The organism is Micromonospora sp. CNZ296, from assembly GCF_007827635.1.
Window position 1 is genome coordinate 194,956 of the sequence record NZ_VISW01000006.1, and the last position, 23,480, is coordinate 218,435.

At 73.9% G+C, this 23,480-nt stretch carries 23 protein-coding genes and 2 pseudogenes; all 25 read left to right on the forward strand.

Going from position 1 to position 23,480, the window contains the following annotated elements:
• Positions 1 to 372: pseudogene (locus FB455_RS12690) on the forward strand (monooxygenase); the annotation flags it as partial.
• A complete protein-coding gene (locus FB455_RS12695; RefSeq protein ID WP_013286778.1) occupies positions 369 to 689 on the forward strand; it encodes a putative quinol monooxygenase in 321 nt (106 codons plus the stop codon). The pseudogene FB455_RS12690 and the gene FB455_RS12695, both read left to right, overlap by 4 nt.
• Positions 686 to 1,912 (forward strand): cytochrome P450 family protein, encoded by a 1,227-nt coding sequence (locus FB455_RS12700; RefSeq protein ID WP_030268518.1) that lies wholly within the window; start codon positions 686 to 688, stop codon positions 1,910 to 1,912. The genes FB455_RS12695 and FB455_RS12700 overlap by 4 nt, the downstream gene beginning before the upstream one ends.
• Positions 1,913 to 1,950: 38 nt before the next feature.
• A complete protein-coding gene (locus tag FB455_RS12705) occupies positions 1,951 to 2,616 on the forward strand; it encodes a TcmI family type II polyketide cyclase (RefSeq protein WP_013286776.1) in 666 nt (221 codons plus the stop codon).
• A gap of 222 nt (positions 2,617 to 2,838) precedes the next feature.
• Positions 2,839 to 2,946: pseudogene (locus FB455_RS34745) on the forward strand (hypothetical protein); the annotation flags it as partial.
• Between the two features lie 71 nt (positions 2,947 to 3,017).
• The gene (locus FB455_RS12710) at positions 3,018 to 4,886 is read left to right on the forward strand and encodes a right-handed parallel beta-helix repeat-containing protein (protein ID WP_486481529.1); all 1,869 of its coding nucleotides are present in this window, start codon (positions 3,018 to 3,020) and stop codon (positions 4,884 to 4,886) included.
• Between the two features lie 186 nt (positions 4,887 to 5,072).
• Positions 5,073 to 6,431, forward strand: a complete 1,359-nt coding sequence (locus FB455_RS12715) for a pectinesterase family protein (RefSeq protein ID WP_013286774.1) — start codon at positions 5,073 to 5,075, stop codon at positions 6,429 to 6,431.
• A 20-nt stretch (positions 6,432 to 6,451) separates the two neighbouring features.
• On the forward strand, positions 6,452 to 7,822 hold the full coding sequence (locus tag FB455_RS12720) for a cellulose binding domain-containing protein (protein WP_013286773.1): 1,371 nt from the start codon (positions 6,452 to 6,454) through the stop codon (positions 7,820 to 7,822).
• Positions 7,823 to 7,948: 126 nt separating this feature from the next.
• A complete protein-coding gene (locus FB455_RS12725) occupies positions 7,949 to 8,332 on the forward strand; it encodes a DUF1622 domain-containing protein (RefSeq protein ID WP_013286772.1) in 384 nt (127 codons plus the stop codon).
• 67 nt (positions 8,333 to 8,399) lie between these two features.
• Positions 8,400 to 10,481, forward strand: a complete 2,082-nt coding sequence (locus FB455_RS12730; RefSeq protein ID WP_030268525.1) for a heavy metal translocating P-type ATPase — start codon at positions 8,400 to 8,402, stop codon at positions 10,479 to 10,481.
• A 94-nt stretch (positions 10,482 to 10,575) separates the two neighbouring features.
• Entirely contained in the window at positions 10,576 to 10,983 is a 408-nt protein-coding gene (locus FB455_RS12735; protein WP_013286770.1) for a TOBE domain-containing protein, read from the forward strand.
• On the forward strand, positions 10,980 to 11,762 hold the full coding sequence (gene modA, locus FB455_RS12740) for a molybdate ABC transporter substrate-binding protein (RefSeq protein ID WP_013476477.1): 783 nt from the start codon (positions 10,980 to 10,982) through the stop codon (positions 11,760 to 11,762). The genes FB455_RS12735 and modA overlap by 4 nt, the downstream gene beginning before the upstream one ends.
• On the forward strand, positions 11,759 to 12,556 hold the full coding sequence (locus FB455_RS12745) for an ABC transporter permease (RefSeq protein ID WP_030268528.1): 798 nt from the start codon (positions 11,759 to 11,761) through the stop codon (positions 12,554 to 12,556). Before modA ends, FB455_RS12745 begins: the two co-directional genes overlap by 4 nt.
• Entirely contained in the window at positions 12,553 to 13,605 is a 1,053-nt protein-coding gene (locus FB455_RS12750) for an ABC transporter ATP-binding protein (RefSeq protein WP_145753483.1), read from the forward strand. The genes FB455_RS12745 and FB455_RS12750 overlap by 4 nt, the downstream gene beginning before the upstream one ends.
• A gap of 95 nt (positions 13,606 to 13,700) precedes the next feature.
• Positions 13,701 to 13,973 (forward strand): hypothetical protein, encoded by a 273-nt coding sequence (locus FB455_RS12755; protein ID WP_013286766.1) that lies wholly within the window; start codon positions 13,701 to 13,703, stop codon positions 13,971 to 13,973.
• A 49-nt stretch (positions 13,974 to 14,022) separates the two neighbouring features.
• Positions 14,023 to 15,042 (forward strand): zinc-dependent alcohol dehydrogenase, encoded by a 1,020-nt coding sequence (locus FB455_RS12760; RefSeq protein WP_420063433.1) that lies wholly within the window; start codon positions 14,023 to 14,025, stop codon positions 15,040 to 15,042.
• A gap of 2 nt (positions 15,043 to 15,044) precedes the next feature.
• Positions 15,045 to 15,443, forward strand: a complete 399-nt coding sequence (locus tag FB455_RS12765; RefSeq protein WP_013286764.1) for a 6-pyruvoyl trahydropterin synthase family protein — start codon at positions 15,045 to 15,047, stop codon at positions 15,441 to 15,443.
• A gap of 4 nt (positions 15,444 to 15,447) precedes the next feature.
• A complete protein-coding gene (locus FB455_RS12770) occupies positions 15,448 to 16,485 on the forward strand; it encodes a glycosyltransferase family 4 protein (RefSeq protein ID WP_145753484.1) in 1,038 nt (345 codons plus the stop codon).
• Complete coding sequence (locus FB455_RS12775; protein WP_030268536.1) at positions 16,482 to 17,291, forward strand: small ribosomal subunit Rsm22 family protein; 810 nt, start codon at positions 16,482 to 16,484, stop codon at positions 17,289 to 17,291. The genes FB455_RS12770 and FB455_RS12775 overlap by 4 nt, the downstream gene beginning before the upstream one ends.
• Before the next feature lie 102 nt (positions 17,292 to 17,393).
• Positions 17,394 to 18,335, forward strand: a complete 942-nt coding sequence (locus tag FB455_RS12780) for a lysylphosphatidylglycerol synthase transmembrane domain-containing protein (protein ID WP_030268538.1) — start codon at positions 17,394 to 17,396, stop codon at positions 18,333 to 18,335.
• A 69-nt stretch (positions 18,336 to 18,404) separates the two neighbouring features.
• Positions 18,405 to 19,034, forward strand: a complete 630-nt coding sequence (locus FB455_RS12785; RefSeq protein ID WP_030268540.1) for a GTP cyclohydrolase II — start codon at positions 18,405 to 18,407, stop codon at positions 19,032 to 19,034.
• Positions 19,031 to 19,720 (forward strand): RibD family protein, encoded by a 690-nt coding sequence (locus tag FB455_RS12790; protein WP_030268542.1) that lies wholly within the window; start codon positions 19,031 to 19,033, stop codon positions 19,718 to 19,720. Before FB455_RS12785 ends, FB455_RS12790 begins: the two co-directional genes overlap by 4 nt.
• A gap of 107 nt (positions 19,721 to 19,827) precedes the next feature.
• Positions 19,828 to 21,507, forward strand: a complete 1,680-nt coding sequence (locus FB455_RS12795) for an extracellular solute-binding protein (protein ID WP_030268545.1) — start codon at positions 19,828 to 19,830, stop codon at positions 21,505 to 21,507.
• Positions 21,504 to 22,529: an ABC transporter permease gene (locus tag FB455_RS12800; RefSeq protein ID WP_030268547.1), complete on the forward strand. Its 1,026-nt coding sequence runs from the start codon at positions 21,504 to 21,506 to the stop codon at positions 22,527 to 22,529. Before FB455_RS12795 ends, FB455_RS12800 begins: the two co-directional genes overlap by 4 nt.
• Positions 22,526 to 23,446, forward strand: a complete 921-nt coding sequence (locus FB455_RS12805; protein WP_013286756.1) for a carbohydrate ABC transporter permease — start codon at positions 22,526 to 22,528, stop codon at positions 23,444 to 23,446. The genes FB455_RS12800 and FB455_RS12805 overlap by 4 nt, the downstream gene beginning before the upstream one ends.
• Positions 23,447 to 23,480 lie beyond the last annotated feature (34 nt).

Sequence of the window (23,480 nt, forward strand, 5' to 3'; positions counted from 1 at the left end):
CGCGGCGTCGGCCACCCGCTGCGGCTGCGCGACCTGACCCGGGGCACCCGGCACACGCTGCTGCTCTACGCCGACCGCACGGCCGACGCGGGGCAGTTGGCCGCGTTCACCGGCCTGTGCGCCGACGCGCGCCGGCTCGCCGGCGGGGAGGTCGAGGCGTACCTGCTGCTCGACCCGGACGCCGACGAACCGCGACTGCTCGACCCGCCCGTGGTGCGCGACGCCGAGCGCCGCTTCCGCGCCGCGTACGGGCTGGACGGCACCGGCCTGTACCTGATCCGCCCGGACGGGCACATCGGGTTCCGGGGCGCGCCGGTCGACCCCGACGCGCTGCGCAAGCACCTGCACCTGGTGTTCGGGAGCGCCCGGTGAGCCGGGTCCGGACCGTGCTGTCGATGCGGACCCGGGAGGGCTGCGAGGAGCGCTTCGAGGCGGAGTGGCTCACCGCCGCCGAACAGATCCGCACCCTGGACGGCTGCCTGCACCAGGACCTGGTCCGCGACGCCGACGACCCGCGCAGCTATCTGATCATCAGCGACTGGGCGGACCGCGAGCGGCTCGACGCGTTCGGGCGCAGCTCGCACCGGGACCGGCTGCTGAGCATCATCCGTGAGCTGCGGGAGTCCGCCGACCGGCACACCTACCAGGTGCTGCACAGCGTGACCGGCGAGCCGGGGGAGGGGCGATGACCGACGACGTGGTGCCGGCGAGCGAGCTCTACACCGACGCGTTCGCTGCCGACCCGTACCCCACCCTGGCCCGGCTGCGCGCCGAGCGGCCGGTCTGCCCGGTCGGCTCGCCGCGCTTCGACTCGTGGCTCATCACCCGCTTCGACGACGCCCGCACCGCGCTGACCGACCCGCGCCTGTCCAAGGACCTGTACGGACCGGAGCAGCACTACCTGAAGATCTTCGGCCCGAACTCCGAGGGTCTGAACCGCAACATGCTCAACTCCGACCCGCCGGAGCACACCCGGCTGCGCCGGGTGGTGTCGCAGGCGTTCGCGCCCCGGCGGATCGAGGCGCTGCGCCCCCGGGTGGCGTCGATCGTCGACCAGCTCATCGACAAGATGGCGCCGCACGGCGAGGCGGACCTGATGCACGACTTCGCCATCCCGCTGCCGATGACAGTCATCTGCGAACTGCTCGGCGTGCCGCCCGCCGACCACGGCCGGGTGCTCGACTGGACCCAGGTCATCCGCACCTCCGGCTCCACCAGCCGGCCCCCCGCCGAGGAGCGGGCGGCGGTGCAGGAGGCCCAGCTCCGGCTGCACCACTACCTGGCCGGGCTGGTCCGCGCCAAACGCGACGACCCGGCCGACGACATCATCGGCGCGCTGATCAAGGCGGTCGACCAGGACGGGACGCTGTCCGAGGCGGAACTGGTCACCACCACGTTCCTGCTGCTGTTCGCCGGGCACCAGACCACCGCCGACTTCCTCGGCAACGCCGTACTGGCCCTGCTGACCCACCCCGAGCAGATGGAACTGCTCCGCGCCACGCCGCGTCTGCTGCCCGCCGCGATCGAGGAGCTGTTGCGCTTCGACGGGCCGCTGCCCGTGGCCAGCCCGCGCATCGCCACCGAGGACGTCGACTACCAGGACGTACGCATCCCGCGCGGCGCGATCGTCGGGGTGGCGATCAACGCGGCCAACCACGACCCGGCGCACTTCGCCGACCCGGACCGGCTGGACCTGCGCCGGGTGCGGGGCCCGCACCTCGGGTTCGGTCACGGCGTCCACTACTGCCTGGGCGTCTCACTGGCCCGGATGGAGGCCGAACTCGCGCTCGGCGCGCTGCTGCGCCGGCTGCCCGGACTGCGTCTCGGCGTGCCGCTGGCCGAGGTGCGCCGGCTCCCCGCCGCCTCGCCGTTCCGCGGCCTGCTGGAACTGCCTGTCACCTTCACCGCGTGACGGCGCCGCCGTCCGAACCCACCCACCAAGGAGCAGTCATGGTCTTCCGCAACGTGATCGTCTGTCACATGGTCCCCGGCAGCGAGCAGATCGTCGGCGGCGTGTTCGGCCACTACGACCAGGCCACCCGGCCGCAGGACCTGGGCGTCATCGGCCGGTACCTGCTGTCGCACCACGACCTCTACATCCACGTGATCGAGCGGGAGCAGGACCCGCGGATCTCCGGGCAGACCCGCGGCCTGCCCGCCTTCCAGAAGATCGCCGAGGAGATCGGCCCGTACGTCACGCCCTACCCGCGCTACTGGAAGAACCCGTCGGACTCGGTGGCGAAGGAGTTCTACCACTGGGCGCCCGAGGGCGAGCCGCCAGCCGACACCACGCTCACCGTGATCGTCGGGCGGATCAAGCCGGGCGCCGAGCCGGACGTGGCACGGGTCTTCGCCGAGTCCGACGCCGGGTCGCTCCCGGCCGACCTCGGGGTCACCGGGCGCTGGCTCTACTCGATCGACGACGTCTACGTGCACCTGCTCGAACAGGAGTCGTCGGCGGCCGAGGCCACCCGGGACCAGCACGGCGACAAGCCCGCGTTCGGCAAGGTGATGCAGGACCTGGGCCCGTACATCGAGCCGTACCGGCCGGACCGGTGGCAGGGCCCGCAGGACTCGGTAGCCACCGTCTTCTACCGCTGGCAGGCCCAGGACTGAGCGCCCCGGACGCGACCACGAGCGGGGTTTACAACCCGGTGACCCTGTGCGCGCCTCGTGGGCGCGCTCCCACGATCGCCGGCGGTGGCACGTCTCCCGGGAGCCGGAGGGCGGTGCGCCGTGACGGCGGCGGTGGACGTCGAACTGGTGACGGCGGCACGCCAGGGTGACCGGGCCGCGCTCACCGCGCTTCTCGCCGCCCATCTGCCGCTGGTGTACAACGTGGTCGGACGCGCGCTGGCCGGGCACACCGACGTCGACGACGTGGTGCAGGAGGTCATGCTCCGCGTCGTCGAGCGGCTGCCCACGCTGCGCGAGCCGGACCGGTTCCGCGCCTGGCTGGTCACCATCACCATCCGCCAGGTCCGCGAACACGCCCGCCGCCGGGCCGGGCCCGCCAGGTGCCGCTGGATCCGTACGCGGAGGTGCCGGATCCGGACGCGGACACCGCGGGCGCGGCCCTGTCCGAGGTGGACCGGGACGCCCGGCGACGGGACGTGCTCTCCGCGGTCGCCTGGCTCGACGCCGACGACCGTGAGGTGCTCGCGCTGTGGTGGCGGGAGCTGGACGGGGAGCTGACCCGCGGCGACGTGGGCGAGGCACTCGGGGTCGGCGCCTCCCACGCGGCGGTCCGGATCCAGCGGATGCGCTCCCGGCTCGCGCAGGCGTACACCGTCCTGGCCGCGTGGCGGGCCCGGCCGCGCTGCCCCGGCCTGGCCGTCGCCGCCCGGGCGTGGGACGGCACGCTCGTGCCGCTGTGGCGCAAACGGCTGAGCCGGCATGTCCTGGCCTGCCCGGCCTGCCTCGCCGCGGGCGGACGCCGCGGCACGCCGGAGCAGATCCTGCCCGGCCTGGCCGGGCTGGCGGTGCCGGCCGGCCTGGCCGCCGGACTGCGCGCGGCGCTCGAAGCGCAACCGGCGGTGGTGGCGGTCCCGCCCGTGGCGCCGGCCGCGGTGGGCGGCCTGCGGCGGGCGTTGTCGTCGAAGGCGGCGGTCGCCGCCGGCACGGTCGCGGTCCTGGCCGTCACCGCGCTCACCCTTGCCGTGCGCCACGAGCCGGACGGCCGGGACGGTGTGGTGGCCGCCGCGCCGACGCTCCCGGTCCGGGGCGGGCCGTCGGCCGCCGCAACGCCGTCCGCCGCCCCGTCCGCCGTCCCGTCGCCGCGTCCGTCGCGTGCGCTCACCGGCGTGACCGACGCCGACATCGTCGTCGCCCCGGACGGCAGCGACGACGGCGACGGCAGCCTCCGCCGTCCGTACGCCACGCTGAACCGGGCGGCCGAGGTGGTCCGGCCCGGCCAGACCATCGCCCTGCGCGGTGGCACGTACCGGATGACCGAGCCGGTGACCATCGGTACGGACGGCACGGCGGACCGGCGCATCGTGCTCAGCGCGTACCGGGGCGAGCGGCCGGTGCTCGACGCCGCCGCGGTGCCCGCGGACGCCTGGGCCGTCACCCAGCGGACCGCCTGGTGGACCGTGCAGGACATCGAGGTACGCGGCTCCCGCAGCCACGCCTGGGTCTGCCGGGCCTGCTCCCACACCGTGTTCCGTCGCCTGTCCGTGCACGACAACGCCCGTTCCGGCCTGACGCTGCGCGACCCGGGCACAGTGGGCAACCAGGTGCTCGACAGCGACTTCTTCCGCAGCTACGACCCGGCGGACCCGGGCGGCGCCGGCGTGGGGCTCGCGGTCAAGTTCGGCGACGGCGCGGGCAACGTGCTGCGCGGCAACCGGACCTTCCACAACGCCGACGACGGCATCGACCTCGGCGGCTTCGCCGACCCGGTCACCGTGGAGCGGAACTGGTCCTACGGCAACGGGCAGAACCGGTGGGGCGTGACCGGCTGGGACAGCAACGGGTACGGCTTCTCGCTCGGCGGCGGGGAACCGGTCCCGGCCGGTCACCGGGTGCGGGACAACGCCGCCTGGGGCAACCGGGGACACGGATTCGGTGTGGAGGCCAACGCCGGCCGGATCGACCTCACCGGCAACACCGCGTTCCGCAACGGTGGCGCTGGCTTCGACCTGACCGGCGCCGGCGGCACGGCCCGGTGGAACCTGGCCCTGGACAACCGGACGCCGGCCCGGGGCGGTGAGCGCGTCGCCGCCACCGGAAACTCGTGGGACGACGACGGCTGGAGCGCCGCCCGGCTGCGGTCCACCGATCCGCGGACGGCCGAGGGGCCCCGGCGCGCCGACGGGAGGTTGCCGTCCACCGGCTACCTGGGCACCGGCACCCGGGTCGGCGCCGACCTGACAGCCCGCTGAGGCGCCCGGCGGAAAACCGGCGCGAGAAAAAGCGTTGTCGCGGCCGGACCGCCCCGTCTGTGTGGTGACGGGTAGCCGGGCAGCATCCGTCACCGGGCACCGGCTGCCGCCGTGAGGGCCGCCGCCAGCGATGGCGGTGACGGCGGAGGCCGACACACCGCACACCCAGGATCCCCGGGGAGAACCGTGAGACATCTCGTCCGACGACGGGCGGCGGCCCTGTTCGCCGTCCTCGTCACCACCACCGCGACCGCCGCCGTCGGCGTCGCCACCGCCGGCCCGTCCCAGGCCGCCGCGGGCTGCCAGGTCGGCTACCGGGTCACCGCGCAGTGGGCCGGCGGCTTCACCGCCGCCGTCACCATCCGGAATCTCGGCGACAGCCTCACCGGCTGGCGTCTCGGCTGGACGTTCCCGGCCGGGCAGTCAGTCACCCAGGCGTGGGGCTTCACCACCAGCTCGACAGGCGCGTCAGTGGTCGCGGCCAACGTCGACTGGAACGCCACCATCGGCACCGGCGCGAGCGTCGAGGCCGGGTTCAACGGCACCTGGAACGGCGTCACGAACCCGAGCCCGGCCACGTTCACGCTCAACGGCGTCACCTGTACCGGCTCGTCCGGCTCGCCCACGCCCACCGCCGCGCCGACGTCACCGCCGCCGACCGGCACGGCGACCGTGGCGGCCGACGGCACCGGCACCTACCGCACCGTGCAGGAGGCCGTCGACGCGGTGCCGGCGAACAACACCACACGGCGGGTCGTCACCATCAAGCCGGGCACCTACCGCCAGGTGGTGCGGGTGCCGTCGAACAAACCCCACATCACGTTCCGGGGACTCGGCACGTCACCGGCGAACACCGTGATCGTCTTCAACAACTCGGCGAACAGCAGCGGCACCTCCGGCAGCGCCAGCATGTTCGTCGACGGGTCCGACTTCGTGGCGGAGAACCTGACCATCGCCAACGACTTCGACGAGGGCTCGGTGACCAGCGGCCAGCAGGCGGTCGCGCTGCACCTCAACGCCGATCGTGCGGTGCTGCGCAACGTACGCCTCCTCGGCGACCAGGACACCTTCCTGGTCAACGACCGCACCCGGGCGTACGTGGTCGACTCCTACGTCGAGGGCACCACCGACTTCATCTTCGGCGGTGGCACGATCGTCTTCCACGCCTGCACCATCCACGAGAAGCGTTCCAGCGGCGGCACCGTCACCGCCGCCAGCACGGATGCCGCCAAGACGTACGGCTTCCTGTTCTACCGGTCGACGATCACCGGCACCGGGAACAACAACACCACCCTCGGCCGGCCGTGGCGCCAGGGCGCGCAGGTGCTCTACCGGGAGTCCACGCTCAGCGGCACGGTCCGCAACGCCCAGCCGTGGACGAACATGGGCGACGCCACCTGGCAGAACGCCCGCTTCTCCGAATACCGCAACACCGGCCCCGGCGCGACGGTCAACGGCAACCGGCCGCAGCTCAGCGACGCCCAGGCCGCCACCTACACACCGCAGAGATACCTCGCCGGCACCGACGGGTGGAACCCGTTGTGATCACGATGTTGGAGAACGGCATGACTGTCACGAAGAAGGGCCGGCCCTGGCGTACCGCGCTGGTGCTCGGCACGACCGCGGCGCTGGCGGCGCTCGGCGCGGTCACCGCGGTCACCGCCCAGGCGGCGGCCGGCTGCCGGGTCGACTACCGGGTCAGCAGCGAGTGGAGCGGCGGCTTCAACGCCGACGTGACGATCACGAACCTGGGCGACGCGGTGAACGGCTGGCGGCTGGCCTGGACGTTCCCGGCCGGCCAGCAGGTCACCCAGTCGTGGAACGCCACCGTTACGGCCGGGACGTCGAGCGTCACCGCGACGAACGTCGACTGGAACGCCGCCCTGCCGGCCGGGGGGAGCGTCTCGTTCGGCTTCACCGGCTCGCGCGGCGCCACGAACCCGGCGCCCACGGTGTTCACGCTCAACGGCACCGCCTGCACCGGCGGGGTCACCCCGACGACCGGCGCGCCGTCCCCGACGCCGACCACGCCGCCGGCCGGTGTGCCGTACTCGAACGCGCCGGACGGGTTCGCCGGCGCGGCCGGCACCACCGGCGGGGCGGCCGGCGCCACGGTCACCGTGACCAGCCAGGCCGACCTGGAGCGGTACGCGGCGTCCAGCACGCCGTACGTCATCCGGGTCGGCGCGGCGATCACGGTCAGCCCGTACGGCCGGGAGATCCCGGTCGGCTCGAACAAGACGATCGTCGGAGTCGGGCGGAACGGGCAGATCGTCAACGGCGGATTCCACCTCGGCGCCGGCACCGCCAACGTCATCATCCGCAACCTGACCATCCGGGACACCCGGGTGGCCTCGGACGACCCGGACGACAAGGACTTCGACTACGACGGCATCCAGATGGACACCGCGAACCGGATCTGGATCGACCACAACACGATCACGCGGATGAACGACGGCCTGATCGACAGCCGGAAGGACACCACGAACCTGACCGTGTCCTGGAACGTCATCGCCGAGGGCAACAAGGCGTTCGGCATCGGCTGGACGGACAACGTCACCGCCCGGATCACCATGCACCACAACTGGATCCACGACACGAACGTGCGCAATCCCAGCACCGACAACGTCCAGTACGCCCACTTCTTCAACAACTACCTGCAGAACATCAGGGGGTACGGCAACTACTCCCGGGGCCGTACCAAGCTGGTGATCGAGAACAGCTACTACGAGAACGTGAAGGACCCCTACTACCGGGACGACACCGCGGAACTACGCCAGAGCGGCAGCGTGTGCGTCGGCTGCACCGGTCAGCGGGAGACCGGCGGCTCGGCGTTCACCCCGTCGAGTTTCTACTCCTACCGCCTCGACCCCGCCGCGCAGGTTCCCGCACTGCTGCGCACGTACGCCGGGCCGCAGGCCGCCATCGGGCAGTGACCGGGCCGGCCGGGACGGCGGCGCACCCGCCCCGCCGTCCCGGCCGGACGTCCCCCCACCGGCTGCCCGACCGGCAAACCCGCTCGCGGGCGTGGCCGACGGGTCAGGCTGGTGCGGGGGTGCCGGGTGCCGACGAAGGAGATCGTCCAGCACGTCGGGGCACTGCTCGACCTGGCCGGGGTGCTCGTCATCGCGGTCGGCGTCGCGGTCGCCACGGCGGTGTTCGCGGTGCGCTGCGCCCGGACCCGCCAGGTGGTCGCGCACTACCGGGCGTACCGGCAGGGGGTCGGCCGGGCCATCCTGCTCGGCCTGGAGTTCCTGGTCGGCGGCGACATCATCCGTACGGTAGCGGTGTCGCCCACTTTCACCAGCGTCGGCGTGCTGGCGCTGATCGTGCTGGTCCGCACGTTCCTGAGTTTCTCGCTGGAGGTGGAGCTGGACGGCCGCTGGCCCTGGCAGGGCCGTCCTCCGGCGGACCGGCCGAGCGTCGGCGCCCGCCCCCAGCGCTGACCACCGCGCCGACCGGACGCCAGCGGTTACCCCCAGGGGGTATGGTGGCGGGTGGAGGTGACGCCCGATGGAGCACGGAACCGGCCACCACGGAGGCCACGACACCGGCGGCCACGGCGGCGGTCAGGACGACCACGGCGGCGGGCACGGCGCGCACGCCGGGCACGACCCGGAGCAGTTCCGCCGCCGATTCTGGCTCAGCCTGGCGCTGACGGTACCGATCGTCGCCACCAGCCACATGGTGATGGACTGGTTCGGCTACTCGCTCGAGTTCCCGGGCGTGCGCTGGGTCGGCCCGGTGCTCGGCACCGTGGTGTTCGCGTACGGCGGCTGGCCGTTCCTCACCGGCGGGCTGCGTGAGCTGCGCGAACGTGCCCCCGGCATGATGCTGCTGATCTCGATGGCGATCGTCGTCGCGTACCTCGCCTCGGCCGCCACCAGCCTCGGCCTGTTCGACCTCGACTTCTGGTGGGAGCTGGCCGCGCTGGTCACCATCATGCTGCTCGGGCACTGGCAGGAGATGCGGGCGGTCGGGCAGGCGCGCGGCGCGCTCGGTGCCCTCGCGGCGCTGCTGCCCGACGACGCCGAGCGCCTGGACGACGCCGGGCGGCCGCATCCGGTGCCGGTCGGCGAGCTGCGGGTGGACGACCTGGTGCTGGTGCGCCCCGGCGGGCGGGTGCCGGCCGACGGCCGGATCGTCGAGGGCGCCGCCGAGCTGGACGAGTCGATGATCACCGGGGAGTCGCGGCCGGTGGCCCGCGCCGCCGGGGACCGGGTGGTCGCCGGCACCGTCGCCACCGACTCCACCCTCCGGGTACGCGTCGAGGCGGTCGGCGCGGACACCGCGCTGGCCGGCATCGGGCGGCTCGTCGCCGAGGCGCAGGCCTCCGGCGGGCGCGCGCAGGTGCTCGCCGACCGGTTCGCCGCGCTGCTGTTCTACCTGGCGGCGTTCGCCGGCCTCGCGACGTTCGCGGTCTGGGCGCTGCTCGGCGACCCCGACCAGGCGGTGGTACGCACCGTGACCGTGTTGGTGATCGCCTGCCCGCACGCGCTCGGCCTGGCCATCCCGCTGGTGGTGGCGCTGTCCACAGCGCTGTCGGCCCGCGCCGGCATCCTGGTCAAGGACCGGCTCGCGCTGGAGCGGATGCGCACCGTCGACACGGTCCTGTTCGACAAGACCGGCACGCTCACCACCGGCCGGCACACGGTGACCGGGGTGGCCACCACCGGCGGGACGGACGAGGCGGTCGCCCTGGCGCTGGCCGGCGCGGTGGAGGCCGACAGCGAGCACCCGCTGGCCCGGGCGCTGGTGGCCGCCGCCGACGCCCGCGGCGCCCGTCCCGCCGCGCGCGGCTTCCGGGCGCTGACCGGCCGGGGCGTGCGCGCCACTGTGGACGGCGTGGACTGGGCGGTCGGCGGTCCGGCGCTGCTGCGCGAACTCGACGCACGGGTGCCGGACGACCTGGCCCGGGCCGCGCGGGAGTGGTCGGGCCGGGGCGCCGCGGTGCTGCACCTGGTCCGCCTGCCCGAGGGCGGCCCGCCGGAGGTGACCGCCGCGTTCGGGCTGGAGGACCAGGTCCGCCCGGAGGCGCGGGCCGCCGTGGCCGAGCTGCGCGACCTCGGCGTACGCAAAATCGTGATGATCACCGGGGACGCGCGCCCGGTCGCCGAGGCGGTGGCCGCCGACCTCGGGTTCCGGCCCGGCGTCGACGAGGTCTTCGCCGAGGTGCTCCCGGCCGACAAGGACAAGGCGGTGGCCGAGCTGCGCGGCCGGGGACTGACGGTGGCGATGGTCGGCGACGGCGTGAACGACGCACCGGCGCTCGCCCGCGCCGACGTCGGGCTGGCCATCGGCGCGGGCACCGACGTGGCGATCGAGTCCGCCGGGGTGGTGCTCGCCGGCTCCGACCCGCGCGGCGTCGGTGGCGTGATCCGGCTGTCCCGCGCCTCGTACCGGAAGATGCGGCAGAACCTGGCCTGGGCGGCCGGCTACAACGTGGCGGCGATCCCGCTCGCCGCCGGTGTCCTCGCCTGGGCGGGGATCGCGCTCAGTCCGGCGCTGGGTGCGGTGCTGATGTCCGCCTCGACGATCGTGGTGGCGCTCAACGCCCAGCTGCTGCGGCGGGTCCGGATCACCCCGGCCGACTGAACCGCAGTTCCGGGCACCGAGGCGCATCGCGGCTCGCGGGTGCGAGCCACCTCGCCCCTTCCGGCTCGCACCTGCGGGCCGCTAGGGTGAGCGCGTGACGGTGTTCCGGATCGGCGAGGCAGCCGAACTGCTCGGGGTCAGCGCGGACACGGTCCGCCGCTGGATCGACGCAGGCAAGCTGCCGGCCACCCGCGACGAGCACGGCCACCGGGTGCTCGACGGCGCCGACGTGGCAGCGTTCGTCCGCGCGCCCGGCCACCCCGAGCTGTCCTCGGCCCGCAACCGGCTGCGCGGCATCGTCACCGCCGTCGTCAAGGACACCGTGATGGCCCAGGTGGACATCCAGGCCGGGCCGTTCCGTGTGGTGTCGCTGATGAGCCGCGAGGCCGTGGACGACCTCGACCTCCAGGTCGGCTCCGTCGCCGTCGCGGTGATCAAGTCGACCACCGTCGTGGTCGAGCGCGCCCCCGCCACCACCCCCAGGGGAAGGACAAGCCCGTGACCGTACGGTGGATCCGCGCCGCGCTCGCCGCCGCGCTGGTGGGGGCGCTGGGCCTGACCGCCTGCGGCGGCGCGGACGAACCGGCCGGTCCCGACGGTGCCGGTCCGGTGACCGTGTTCGCCGCCGCCTCGCTCACCGAGTCGTTCACCACGCTCGGCAAGGAGTACGAGGCCGCCCACCCGGGCAGCAGCGTCACGTTCAACTTCGGCGGCAGCTCGGGCCTCGCCACCCAGATCACCCAGGGCGCACCCGCCGACGTGTTCGCGGCCGCCTCCCCGGCCACCATGAAGACGGTCACCGACGCCGGTGACGCCGACGGCGAACCTGCTGTGCTGGTCCGCAACCAGCTCGTCGTCGCCGTACCCCGTGGTAACCCGGCCCGGGTCGGCGGCCTGGCCGACCTCGCCCGCCCCGGCGTCAAGGTGGCGCTCTGCGCCGAGCAGGTGCCCTGCGGCGCCGCCGCGCGTACCGCCCTGGACGCCGCGGGCGTGCGGCTCACCCCCGCCACGCTCGAACAGGACGTCAAGGGCGCGCTGGCCAAGCTGCGTCTCGGCGAGGTCGACGCGGCACTGGTCTACCGCACCGACGTCCGCGCCGCACCCGGACTCGACGCGGTCGAGTTCCCCGAGTCGGCGCGCGCGGTGAACGACTACCCGATCGTGGTGCTGCGCGCCGCCGGGAACCCGGCCGGCGCCCGCGCCTTCGTCGACTTCGTCCGCTCCGACGCCGGGATCGCCGTGCTCACCGCCGCCGGGTTCCAGGCGCCGCCCGGCGCATGAGCCGCACCGTACGCCGGCAGCGGGTGCCGATCGCCCTGCTCGTGCCCGCCGGGCTGGGACTGACCTTCCTCGTCCTGCCGCTCGCCGGCCTGCTGCTCCGGACGCCCTGGACCACGCTGCCCCAGCGGCTGGCCGAGCCGGGTGTGCTCACCGCGCTGCGGCTGTCGCTGGAGACCGCCACCGTCGCCACGCTGCTCTGCGTGGCGCTCGGCGTACCCCTGGCCTGGCTCTTGGCGCGGGTGGAGTTCCCCGGCCGGCGGCTGGTCCGGGCGCTGGTCACGGTGCCGCTGGTGCTGCCGCCGGTGGTCGGCGGCGTGGCGCTGCTGCTGGTCTTCGGCCGGCGCGGGCTGGTCGGGTCGTGGCTCGACGAGACGTTCGGGGTGACGCTGCCGTTCACCACCGCCGGGGTGGTGCTGGCCGAGGCGTTCGTGGCCATGCCGTTCCTGGTCATCGCCGTCGAGGGGGCGCTTCGCGGCGCCGACCTCCGGTACGAGGAGGCCGCCGCCACGCTCGGCGCCGGACGGTTCACCACCTTCACCCGGGTCACGCTGCCGCTCGTCGCCCCGGGCGTGGCGGCCGGGGCGGTGCTGTGCTGGGCTCGCGCGCTCGGGGAGTTCGGCGCCACCATCACGTTCGCCGGCAACTATCCCGGCCGCACCCAGACCATGCCGCTGGCGGTCTACCTGGCGCTGGAGACCGACCTGCAGGCCGCGATCGTGCTGAGCCTGATCCTGCTCACCGTCTCCGTGGTCATCCTCGCCGCCCTGCGCGACAAATGGGTCGGGACGACATGAGTGTGCTGGACGCGCATCTGGTCGCCGAGCGGGACGGGTTCACCCTCGACGTGCGGCTGCGCATCGCCGCCGGTGAGGTGGTGGCGCTGCTCGGCCCCAACGGCGCCGGCAAGACCACAGCGCTGCGGGTGCTCGCCGGGCTGCACCCCCTCACCGCCGGGCACCTCACGCTCGGCGGCGCCGACCTGGACCGGCCGGACCGCCGGGTGTGGACGCCGCCGGAGCGGCGGCCGGTCGGCGTGGTGTTCCAGGACTACCTGCTGTTCCCGCACCTCAGCGCGCTGGACAACGTGGCGTTCGGGCCGCGCCGCCGGGGCGCGGACAAGCGCGCCGCCCGCGCCCGTGCCCAGGAGTGGCTGGACCGGGTCGGCCTCGGTGACCAGGCCCGGCGCCGGCCCCGGCAGCTCTCCGGCGGGCAGGCGCAGCGGGTCGCGCTGGCCCGCGCGCTCGCCGTCGACCCGGCGCTGCTGCTGCTCGACGAGCCGCTCGCCGCGCTCGACGCCCGGACCCGGCTGGACACCCGCGCCGAACTCCAGCGCCACCTCGGCGCGCACCCCGGCGCGACGCTGCTCGTCACCCACGACCCCCTCGACGCCCTGGTGCTCGCCGACCGACTGGTCATCGTGGAGCACGGCCGGGTGGTGCAGGAGGGCGACGCCGCAACCGTCACGGCCCGGCCGCGCACCGACTACGTGGCCCGGCTGGTCGGCCTCAACCTGCACCGCGGCCGCGCCGACGGACACACCGTGACCGTCGGTGAGCTGACGCTCACCACCGCCGACACCGTCCACGGTGAGGTGTTCGTCGCGTACCCGCCGGCCGCCGTCGCGCTGCACCCGTCCCGGCCGGAGGGCAGCCCGCGCAACGTGTGGGCCGCCACCGTCACCGGCGTGCAACGCCACGGCGACAACCTGCGCGTGCAGCTGGCCGGGCCGGTCGAGGTCGCCGCCGACGTCACGCCCGCCGCCGCGGCCCATCTCGGACTGATCCCCGGCCGCGCGGTCTGGGCGGCGGTCAAGGCAGCCGAGACGCGCGCCTATCCGGCGTGACAAACACCGCTGGTCGCGACGTGTCCGCAGGTGAGAGGTTTGATCTGCGCTCAACCGGTCACTGGGACGGTAGCGACGACGCAAAGGGGGACACGGTGCCCGACACGATCCGCAACAGGTCCAGTCTGGACGCCGACCTGCCACGGGGAGTCACCGACCCGTTGCTCTGGCGGGCCGCGTACGACGTTGCAGTCGCCCACCGGCCCGACGAGGCCGGCCGGTGCGAGAGCCTGCTGTGTGACGGTCAGGTCGCGCCGTGTGACGCGCTGACCGCTGCCCACCGCGCGATGGAACTGGCCGGGGACCGCCACGCCGACCGGGCCGATCCGGAGACCTGGCGTACGGAGCAGCGCCGGCGCGCCGCCTGAGCATCGGGTCGCGGGCGGTTCGAACCGCGGACGCCCCGCTTCCGTGTTTATGATCGATAACTCGGTCGGAATGCGGGGAAGAGGAGAGTTCGTGACGGTCGACGCCCACGCGTTCTGGCTCCGCGCCCCCGGCGAGGGCGAGATCCGGCCGGTCCGGCTCGCCGCCCCCGGCCCCGGCGAGGTGCTGGTCCGGACCCGCTTCTCCGGGGTCAGCCGCGGCACCGAGACGCTGGTGTTCACCGGCCGCGTCCCGGCCGACCAGCACGACGCCATGCGCGCGCCGTTCCAGGAGGGCGACTTCCCGGCCCCGGTGAAATACGGCTACCTCAGCGTCGGCACCGTCGAGGCGGGCGACGAGCGGCTGCTCGGCCGTACCGTCTTCTGCCTCTACCCGCACCAGAGCGCGTACGTGGTCCCGGCCGACGCCGTGACCGTCGTGCCGGGCGGCGTACCGGCCGAGCGCGCCGTGCTGGCCGGCACCGTGGAGACCGCTGTGAACGCGCTCTGGGACGCCGCCCCGCTGGTCGGCGACCGGGTGACGGTGATCGGCGGCGGGATGGTCGGCTGCGCGGTGACCGCGCTGCTGGCCCGCTTCCCCGGCGTACGCGTCGAACTCGTCGACGCCGACCCGGCCCGCGCCGCGGTGGCCGCCGCGCTCGGCGCCGGCTTCGCCACGCCCGCCGACGCCACCGGCGAGCGCGACCTGGTGGTGCACGCCAGCGCCACCGCCGACGGGCTGCAACGCGGCCTGGAGCTGCTGCGCCCCGAGGGCACCGTGCTGGAACTGAGCTGGTACGGCGACCGGCCGGTCACGCTGGCGCTGGGCGGCGCGTTCCACTCCCGACGGCTGGGCATCCGCAGCAGCCAGGTCGGCACCGTGTCGCCCCGGCGGGCCGACCGCAGCTACGCCGACCGGCTCGCGCTCGCCCTCGACCTGCTGGCCGACCCGGCGTTCGACGCGCTGCTCACCGGCCGGTCCCGCTTCGACGACCTGCCCGACGTGCTGGACCGGCTCGCCTCGGGCGAGCTGCCGGCGCTGTGTCATCTCATCACCTACGGCGAGGAGTGATCGTGTTCAGCGTGACCGTCCGGGACCACATGATGGTCGCCCACAGCTTCCGCGGCGAGGTCTTCGGCCCGGCGCAGCGGCTGCACGGGGCGACGTTCGTCGTCGACGCCACGTTCCGCCGCGCCGAGCTGGACGACGACGGGATCGTGGTCGACATCGGGCTGGCCACCGAGCAGCTCAAGGCCGTGCTCGCCGAGCTGAACTACCGCAACCTCGACGACGAGCCCGCCTTCGCCGGGGTGAACACCACCACCGAGGTGCTCGCGCGGACGATCGCCGACCGGCTCGCCGACGCGGTGCACGCCGGCCGGCTGGGGGAGGGCGCGCGCGGTCTCGCCGGGATCACCGTCACCCTGCACGAGTCGCACATCGCGTGGGCGAGCTACGAGCGGTCGCTCTGACCGGATGACAGTCGTCCACGTGGTGCTGCCGGGCGACATCGACGACCCGGCGGACCCCAGCGGCGGCAACGCCTACGACCGGCACGCCTGCCGGGGCCTGGCCGCGCGCGGCTGGACGGTACGCGAACACCAGGTCCCCGGCGGCTGGCCACACCCGGGGCCACGGGAACGCGCCGACCTGGCCGGACTGCTCGGCGGGCTGCCCGACGGCGTGCCGGTGCTGCTCGACGGCCTGGTGGCCTCGACCGTGCCGGACGTGCTCGCCCCGCACGCCGCGCGGCTGCGCCTGGTGATCCTGGTGCACCTGCCGATCGAGGGCGAGACGGAGGCGCGGTCACTGGCGGCGGCCACCGCAGTGGTCGCCACCAGCGAGTGGACCCGCGACCGGCTGCTCGACCGCTACCGGCTGCGCCCCGAACGGGTGACCGTCGCGCCACCGGGCGTCGCCCCGGCGCCCGTCGCCGACGGCACGCCCGGCGGGGGACGGCTGCTCTGCGTCGCGGCGGTCACCCCGGTGAAGGGCCACGACGTGCTCGCCGCCGCGCTCACCGAGGTGGCCGACCTGGACTGGACCTGCGACTGGGTGGGTCCGACGGACCGGGACCGCGCGTTCGCCGACCGGCTGCGCGGACAGCTCACCGCTACCGGTCTCGCCGGCCGGGTCCGGCTCACCGGTCCGCGCACCGGACCCGACCTGGCCGCCACGTACGCGGCAGCCGATCTGCTGGTTCAGCCCTCCCGGCGGGAGACGTACGGGATGGTGGTCACCGAGGCGCTGGCCCGGGGCGTACCGGTGCTGGCGAGCGACACCGGCGGCCTGCCGGACACGCTCGGGCACGCCCCCGGCGGCGACCGGCCCGGCCTGCTGGTGCCGCCGGGCGACCCGGGCGCGACCGCCGCGGCGCTGCGCCGCTGGCTCACCGACCCGGGCCTGCGGGACCGGCTGCGCCGCGCCGCCCGGCAGCGGCGGCACACCCTCACCGGCTGGCCGGTCACCGTGGACCGGCTGGCGACGGTACTCAAGGAGGCGACCGCGGCATGACCACCTCACTCCCGCCCGGCTTCGCGGACTGGCTACGACTGCGCGAGCCCGCCGACGCGGCGGCCCGCAGCGCCGAGCTGGCCGACGCGGTCCGCGACCGGCTGCCCGCCGGCCGGCCGATCGTCGTGCACGACCTGGGCAGCGGCACCGGCTCGATGGCCCGCTGGCTCGCGCCCCGGCTGCCCGGCCCGCAGCGCTGGGTGCTGCACGAACGCGACGCGGACCTGCTGGCGCTGGCCCGGGCCGGACGGCTCACCGCCGCCGACGGCACCGAGGTCTCGGTGACCACGCGCGGCTCCGACGTCACCCGGCTGACCGCCGCCGACCTGGCCGACGCCCACCTGGTCACCGCGTCCGCGCTGCTGGACATGCTCACCGCCGAGGGGGTCGAGCGGATGGCGGCGGCCTGCGCCGGCCACCCGACGCTGTTCGCGCTCACCGTGACCGGACGGGCCGAGTTCACCCCGCCGGACCCGCTGGACGCCGAGCTGACCGCCGCGTTCAACGCCCACCAGCGTCGTACCGTCGACGGCCGGGTCCTGCTCGGGCCGGACGCCGTGGACGTCACGGTGGCCGCGTTCCGCCGTCACGGCGTCGAGACGCTCGTGCGGCCGACCCCGTGGCGGCTGGGCCCGGAGCAGGCGGAACTGGCCGCGGAGTGGCTCACCGGCTGGGTCGACGCGGCGGTCGAGGAACGACCGCATCTGTCCGGGCCCGCCGCGACGTATCAGAAGTGGCGGCTCACCGAGGCCGCCGCCGGCCGGCTCGAGGTGGTGCTGCACCACGCCGACCTGCTCGCCGGCTGAACCGTACCGGCTGCTGGCACGTGACAACCGGTGGGAACAAGGGAGGACCGTTTGTCACACGTCGCCGTCGCCGGACCCGTACCGGCCGTCGCATCCGTACCGATCCGGCCACGCCGGGCCCGGCTGAACGGAGCCTGGATACGCCCGCTGCTCGGGCTGGCGGTGCTCGCCGCGCTCGTCGCCTCGGTGGGCACGGGCCCGTTCCTGGCCGGGCTGCGGCTGATCGACGCGCCGGCGCTGGCCGCCGCGCTCGGCATCGGCGTGATCACCACCGTCTGCTGCGCCTGGCGCTGGTCGCTCGTCGCCGGTGGGCTGGGCGTACGGCTGCCGATGCGCGCCGCGGTGGCGCACTGCTACCGGGCGGTCTTCCTCAACTCCACGCTCCCCGGCGGCGTGCTCGGCGACGTGCACCGGGCGGTACGGCACGGCCGTGACGCCGGGGACGTGGCCCGCGGCGTCCGGGCGGTGGTGTGGGAGCGCACCGCCGGGCAGGTGGTGCAGGTGGTCATCGCGGTGGCGCTGCTCGCCGCGTTCCCGTCGCCGGTACGCCGGTACCTGCCGGCCCTCGCGGCCGTGCTCGCCGTGGTCGCGCTGGCGCTGGTGCTCGCCGCCCGCGCGGTGCCCCGCTCCGGGGCGTCCCGGCTCGCCCGGGCCGCCCGGACGGCTGTCGCCGACGTCCGCTCCGGAGTGCTCGGCCGCCGGACCTGGGCCGGCGTGGTGGTCGCCTCGACCGTGGTGTTCGCCGGTCACCTGGCCACGTTCGTGGTGGCGGCCCGCACGGCCGGCGCGGAGGCACCGCTGTCGCACCTGCTGCCGCTGACGCTGCTCGCCCTGCTGGCCATGGCGGTGCCGTTGAACGTCGGTGGTTTCGGGCCGCGCGAGGGAGTGGCCGCGTGGGCGTTCGCCTCGGCCGGGCTGACCGCCGCGCAGGGTGTGGCGACCGGCACGGTGTACGGCGCGCTGGTCCTCGTGGCCAGCCTTCCCGGCGCCACGGTGCTGCTGGCACGGCGGATGCCTCGGCGCGAGCCCGGCAACTGTCGGTGATCCCGCCTACGGTGGGGGAGCGAGGTGTGCGTCGCCGGGTCCGCCCGGCGACCGGAGGACAGGAGAACCATGGACGAAACGCTGCCCACCGCGACGGTCCGGACCCGCGTGACGGTTCCGCTCCGGTTCCCCGACGGCTACGTGACCACGGCCCGCGTGCACACCTTCCACGGTCTCGTCGACGGCCGCGAGCACCTGGCGTTCGGGCTCGGTGAGCACGTCGACGCCGACCCGCCGCTGGTCCGCCCGCACAGCGAGTGCCTCACCGGGGACGTGTTCGGCAGCCAGCGCTGCGACTGCGGCCCGCAGTTGCGCGAGGCGGTCGAGCGGATCGCCGAGGCCGGTGGCTACCTGCTCTACCTGCGGCAGGAGGGGCGTGGCATCGGCCTGTACGCCAAGCTCGACGCGTACGCCCTCCAGGACGGCGGCCTCGACACGTACGAGGCGAACCTGGCGCTCGGGCGCGGTGCGGACGAGCGCGACTACACGGTGGCCGCGCAGATGCTCGCCGCGCTGGGCGTGGACCGGGTGGCCCTGCTCAGCAACAACCCGGACAAGGCGGCGCAGCTCGAACGGCTGGGCGTGACGGTGGCCGACCGGGTGTCCACCGGTGTGCACCTGTCACCGGCGAACGCGGGCTATCTGGCGGCCAAGGTGACCCGCGCCGACCATGCCCTCGACCTGCCGTTCGTGCCGTGACGACCCGCCCGTACGTGCTGCTCAGCTGCGCGATGTCGATCGACGGCTACATCGACGACGCGACGACCGAGCGGCTGCTGCTGTCGAACGACGACGACCTGGACCGGGTCGACGCGACCCGGGCCGGGTGCGACGCGATCATGGTGGGCGCGGCCACCGTCCGCCGCGACGACCCTCGCCTGCTGGTGCGCAGCGAGCGCCGGCGCGCCGAGCGGGTGGCGCGCGGGTTGCCGCCGTCGCCGGTGAAGGTGACTGTCACCGGCAGCGGCGACCTCGATCCGCGGGCCCGGTTCTTCACCGCCGGTGACGGGCTCAAGCTGGTGTACTGCCCGAGCGGCGTGGTGGACAAGGCCCGCGAGCAGGTGGGCGCGGTGTCCACGGTGGTGGACGCCGGTGATCCGGCCACTCCGGAGGCGGTGGTGGCCGACCTGGCCGGGCGCGGGGTGGCGCGCCTGATGGTGGAGGGCGGCGGCTCGGTGCACCGCCAGTTCCTGACCGCCGGCCTGGCCGACGAGTTGCACCTGGTGGTGGCGCCGTTCTTCGTGGGGGACGGGCGGGCGCCGCGCTTCGTCGGGGACGGCCACTTCCCGTGGCACCCGGGGCGCCGGGCCCGGGTGGTCGAGGTGCGCCAGATCGGCGACGTGGTCCTCACCCGCTACGCGTTGTCCGACCGCTGCCCGGCCTGACCGCCGTGTCGATCCGGTCCGCCCTTGTGCAAGCTCATCGACGTGATTAGTTTGTTGACCATCCATACGAACTAATCCACTGCGCTTCCCTTCCCGAAGGGGGACCGATGACCGCGCACCACCCCGACCCGGGCTCCTCCCGCCGCCGCTTCCTCGGCCTGGTCGGCCTCGGCGTGGCCGCCACCGCCACCGGCCCGCTGCTCGCCGGCTGCTCGGAGAAGCCGGCCGGCTCCGGCGCCGCCCAGGACCTCGACGCCGTCTCCGGCCTGCTGCCCACCCGCAAGGACCTGCCCGGCGCCGTCAAGCCCGACATCGTGGGCACCCGTCCGGTGCCCGACGGCTACACCCGCTATCCGGCGAACCTCGTCGACGCCATCACCGACAAGCCCGGCACCAGCGGCAAGCAGGTCACCGCGATGACCCCCGCCTGGGGGCCGGCGCCGCCCGGAGTCGCGCAGAGCGCCTACCTCCAGGCCGTGAACGCCGAGCTGGGCGTGCCCGTCAACTTCACCATCCAGGACGGCGCCACGTACGCCGACAAGCTCAACGCGATGCTCGGCGCGCGGGACGTACCGGACCTGCTGTGCGTGCCGGGGTGGGAGGTGGAGAAGATCCCGCGCTTCGCCGAGGCGATCAAGGTGCTCTTCGAGGACCTGACCGACCACCTCAAGGGCGACGCCGCCGGCGCGTACCCGATGCTGGCGAGCTTCCCCACCGGGGCCTGGCGGCGCGCGGTCTGGAACGAGCGGATCATGTCCGTGCCGAACCCCACGGACGGGCCGTTCCCCTGGGCGCTGTTCACCCGCAAGGACCTGCTCGACGCGCGCGGCCTGGCCGTGCCGGCGAACCTCGACGACCTGCTCGCCGTGGCCAAGCAGGTCACCGACCCGGCGCGCAAGGTGTGGGCGTTCAACGACGTCTTCGCCATGATCCAGATGTTCCACGAGGTGCCGGGCCACAAGGGCGGGTGGCGGGTCAAGCCTGACGGCACCCCCGAGTTCAAGTACGAGACCCCGGAGTTCCGCCGCGCACTGGAGGTCATGGCCAAGATCTACGCGGACGGCCTGGTCCACCCGGACATCGTGGCCAGCAAGGGCGCGGACGCCAAGCAGCTGTTCGCCAAGAACGGCGCGATCGTGTTCCACCAGGACGGCGTCGGATTCTGGCAGGGCGCCCAGGCCGAGCACCAGAAGACCAACCCCAGGCTGAACATCCAGCCGGTGCCGATCTTCTCCGCCACCGGCGGTGACCCGCTGGTCTGGGGCGACGACGAGCCGATCTCCTACACCTTCGTCAAGAAGGGCCTCGGCAAGGACCGGGTCCAGGAACTGCTGCGGATCATCAACTGGTGCTCCGCGCCGCTGGGCAGCCAGGAGGCCCAGCTACGGGACTTCGGCGTGGCGGGCAAACACCACACCCCGTCGCCGAACGGTCCCGTCAAGACCGACCTGGCGTTCAAGGAGATCGCCAACCAGTACTTCTTCATCAGCGGCCGCAACCCCACCATCGGGCCGTTCCCGGACACCCCGCGCTTCGTGCCGGACGTGCTCGCGTACTCCAACGAGATGGTCAAGCACATGGAGCCCAACCCCTGGGCCGGGGTGAAGCTGGAGATGCCCGCGGCCTACAAGGCCAACCAGGTGCCCACCGAGGACAAGTTCACCGACGTGCTGCGCGGCCGCCGCCCGCTGAGCGACGTGGACGCCATCGTCGCGGAGTGGAAGGCGAACGGCGGCGAGGAGGCCCGCAAACTGCTCGCCGACTCGCTGCCCAAGGAGGGCCGGTGAACGAGCCGGCCGTCCTGGCCGGGCCCGAACGGGCCCGGCCGGACGCGCCGGCCCCACCGGGCCGTCCGCCCCGCCGTCGCCCGTCCCGCCGCCGGGTGCCGCTGCGCACCCGGCTGCGCCGGGACTGGCAACTGCTCGCCATGGTGGTGCCCGGCTTCCTCGTGCTGCTGATCTTCAGTTACCTGCCGATCGCCGGCAACGTGATCGCGTTCCAGGACTACAACCCCTACCTGGGCGACAACCCGTGGCAGGCGTTCCTGCACAGCGACTGGATCGGCTTCGGGCAGTTCCAGCTGCTGTTCGACGACCCGGCGTTCTGGGACGCGTTCCGCAACACGCTGGCGATCACCGCGTTCCAGCTCGTCTTCTTCTTCCCGCTGCCGATCCTGCTGGCCATCGCGCTGCACAACCTGATGTCCAGCCGGCTGCGCGGCCTGATCCAGACGATCGTCTACCTGCCGCACTTCTTCAGCTGGGTGCTGGTGGTGACGTTCTTCGTCGCGATGCTCGGCGGTGCCGGGCTGCTCGCCCAGAGCATGCGCGAGGCCGGGCTGCAACCGTGGAACGTGATGACCAACCCGGACACGTTCATCGTCCTGGTCACCGTCGAGGCGGTGTGGAAGGACGTCGGCTGGGGCACCATCGTCTTCCTCGCCGCGCTGTCCACCATCGACCAGAATCTCTACGAGGCCGCCGCCGCGGACGGCGCCGGCCGGTGGCGGCGGCTGTGGCACATCACGCTGCCCGGCCTGCGCCCGGTGATCGTGCTGCTGCTCATCCTGCGCCTGGGCGACGCGCTCTCGGTCGGCTTCGAGCAGTTCCTGCTGCAACGCGACGCCGTCGGCCGGCAGGCCGCCGAGGTGCTCGACACCTTCGTCTACCACTTCTCCATCGCCACCGGGAACTACGGCTACGGTGCGGCGGCCGGACTGTTCAAGGCTGTCATCGGGCTGGTGCTGATCCTGGCCGCGAACCGCGTGGCGCACATGCTCGGCGAACGAGGGATCTACTCGAAGTCATGACCACGCTCATCCGCCGGGCGTCCGGCACCCGATCCCGCCGGCCGGTGTGGCAGGAACCGCCCACCCCGGTCGGCCAGGGGCTCAAGGCCGTCGCGCTCACACTGCTGGTGGCGGGCGTGCTGTTCCCGCTCTGGGTGATCCTGGTGACCAGCCTCTCCTCCCGGGAGACCATCGCGCGGGCCGGCGGCCTGGTGGTCGTGCCCCGGGGGATCGACACGTCCGCGTACGAGACCATCTTCGCCGGTGGCGCGGTCACCCGGGCGCTGTGGATCAGCACGCTCGTCACCGTGATCGGCACCGCCATCGCGCTGACGGTCACCGTGCTCGCCGCGTACGGGCTGTCCCGGCCGGGCTCGCTGGGCCACCGCTGGCTGCTGGCGTACTTCCTGATCCCGTTCCTGGTCTATCCGCCGCTGGTGCCGCGCTACCTGGTGGTCACCGGGCTGGGCCTGAAGGACACCATCTGGGCGCTGGTCCTGCCGCCGGCGATCAGCGTGTTCAACCTGGTCGTGGTGCGCGGGTTCTTCCAGGGCATCCCGTCGGAGCTGCTGGACAGCGCCCGCATCGACGGCGCGAGCGACTTCCGTACGCTCGCGCGCATCGTGCTGCCGCTGTCCCGCGCGGTGATCGCCGTGGTCGGCCTGTTCTACGCGGTCAGCTACTGGAACGTCTGGTTCGACGCGCTGCTGTTCATCGACCGTAACGACATGTACCCGATCCAGCGGGTGCTCCAGAGCTACCTGCTGGCCGGGCAGGCCCCGCACACCTCCGGCGCGAGCAGCGGGGTGACCATGCCGCCGACCGAGGCGATCAAGATGGCGGTGGTGGTGCTGACGGTCGCCCCGATCGTCGCTGTCTACCCGTTCATCCAGCGGCACTTCGTCAAGGGCGTGCTGATCGGCGCGGTGAAGGGCTGAGGCGGCGCGGCGCTTCACCGCGTCGTGGCGCTTC

Bases quoted from the DNA above. Each gene is read 5' to 3' on its own strand.
- FB455_RS12700 (WP_030268518.1), top strand. From the start codon at position 686: ATGACCGACGACGTGGTGCCGGCGAGCGAGCTCTACACCGACGCGTTC.
- FB455_RS12705 (WP_013286776.1), top strand. From the start codon at position 1,951: ATGGTCTTCCGCAACGTGATCGTCTGTCACATGGTCCCCGGCAGCGAG.
- FB455_RS12720 (WP_013286773.1), top strand. From the start codon at position 6,452: ATGACTGTCACGAAGAAGGGCCGGCCCTGGCGTACCGCGCTGGTGCTC.
- FB455_RS12730 (WP_030268525.1), top strand. From the start codon at position 8,400: ATGGAGCACGGAACCGGCCACCACGGAGGCCACGACACCGGCGGCCAC.
- FB455_RS12745 (WP_030268528.1), top strand. From the start codon at position 11,759: ATGAGCCGCACCGTACGCCGGCAGCGGGTGCCGATCGCCCTGCTCGTG.
- FB455_RS12750 (WP_145753483.1), top strand. From the start codon at position 12,553: ATGAGTGTGCTGGACGCGCATCTGGTCGCCGAGCGGGACGGGTTCACC.
- FB455_RS12760 (WP_420063433.1), top strand. From the start codon at position 14,023: ATGATCGATAACTCGGTCGGAATGCGGGGAAGAGGAGAGTTCGTGACG.
- FB455_RS12770 (WP_145753484.1), top strand. From the start codon at position 15,448: ATGACAGTCGTCCACGTGGTGCTGCCGGGCGACATCGACGACCCGGCG.
- FB455_RS12775 (WP_030268536.1), top strand. From the start codon at position 16,482: ATGACCACCTCACTCCCGCCCGGCTTCGCGGACTGGCTACGACTGCGC.
- FB455_RS12785 (WP_030268540.1), top strand. From the start codon at position 18,405: ATGGACGAAACGCTGCCCACCGCGACGGTCCGGACCCGCGTGACGGTT.
- FB455_RS12795 (WP_030268545.1), top strand. From the start codon at position 19,828: ATGACCGCGCACCACCCCGACCCGGGCTCCTCCCGCCGCCGCTTCCTC.
- FB455_RS12805 (WP_013286756.1), top strand. From the start codon at position 22,526: ATGACCACGCTCATCCGCCGGGCGTCCGGCACCCGATCCCGCCGGCCG.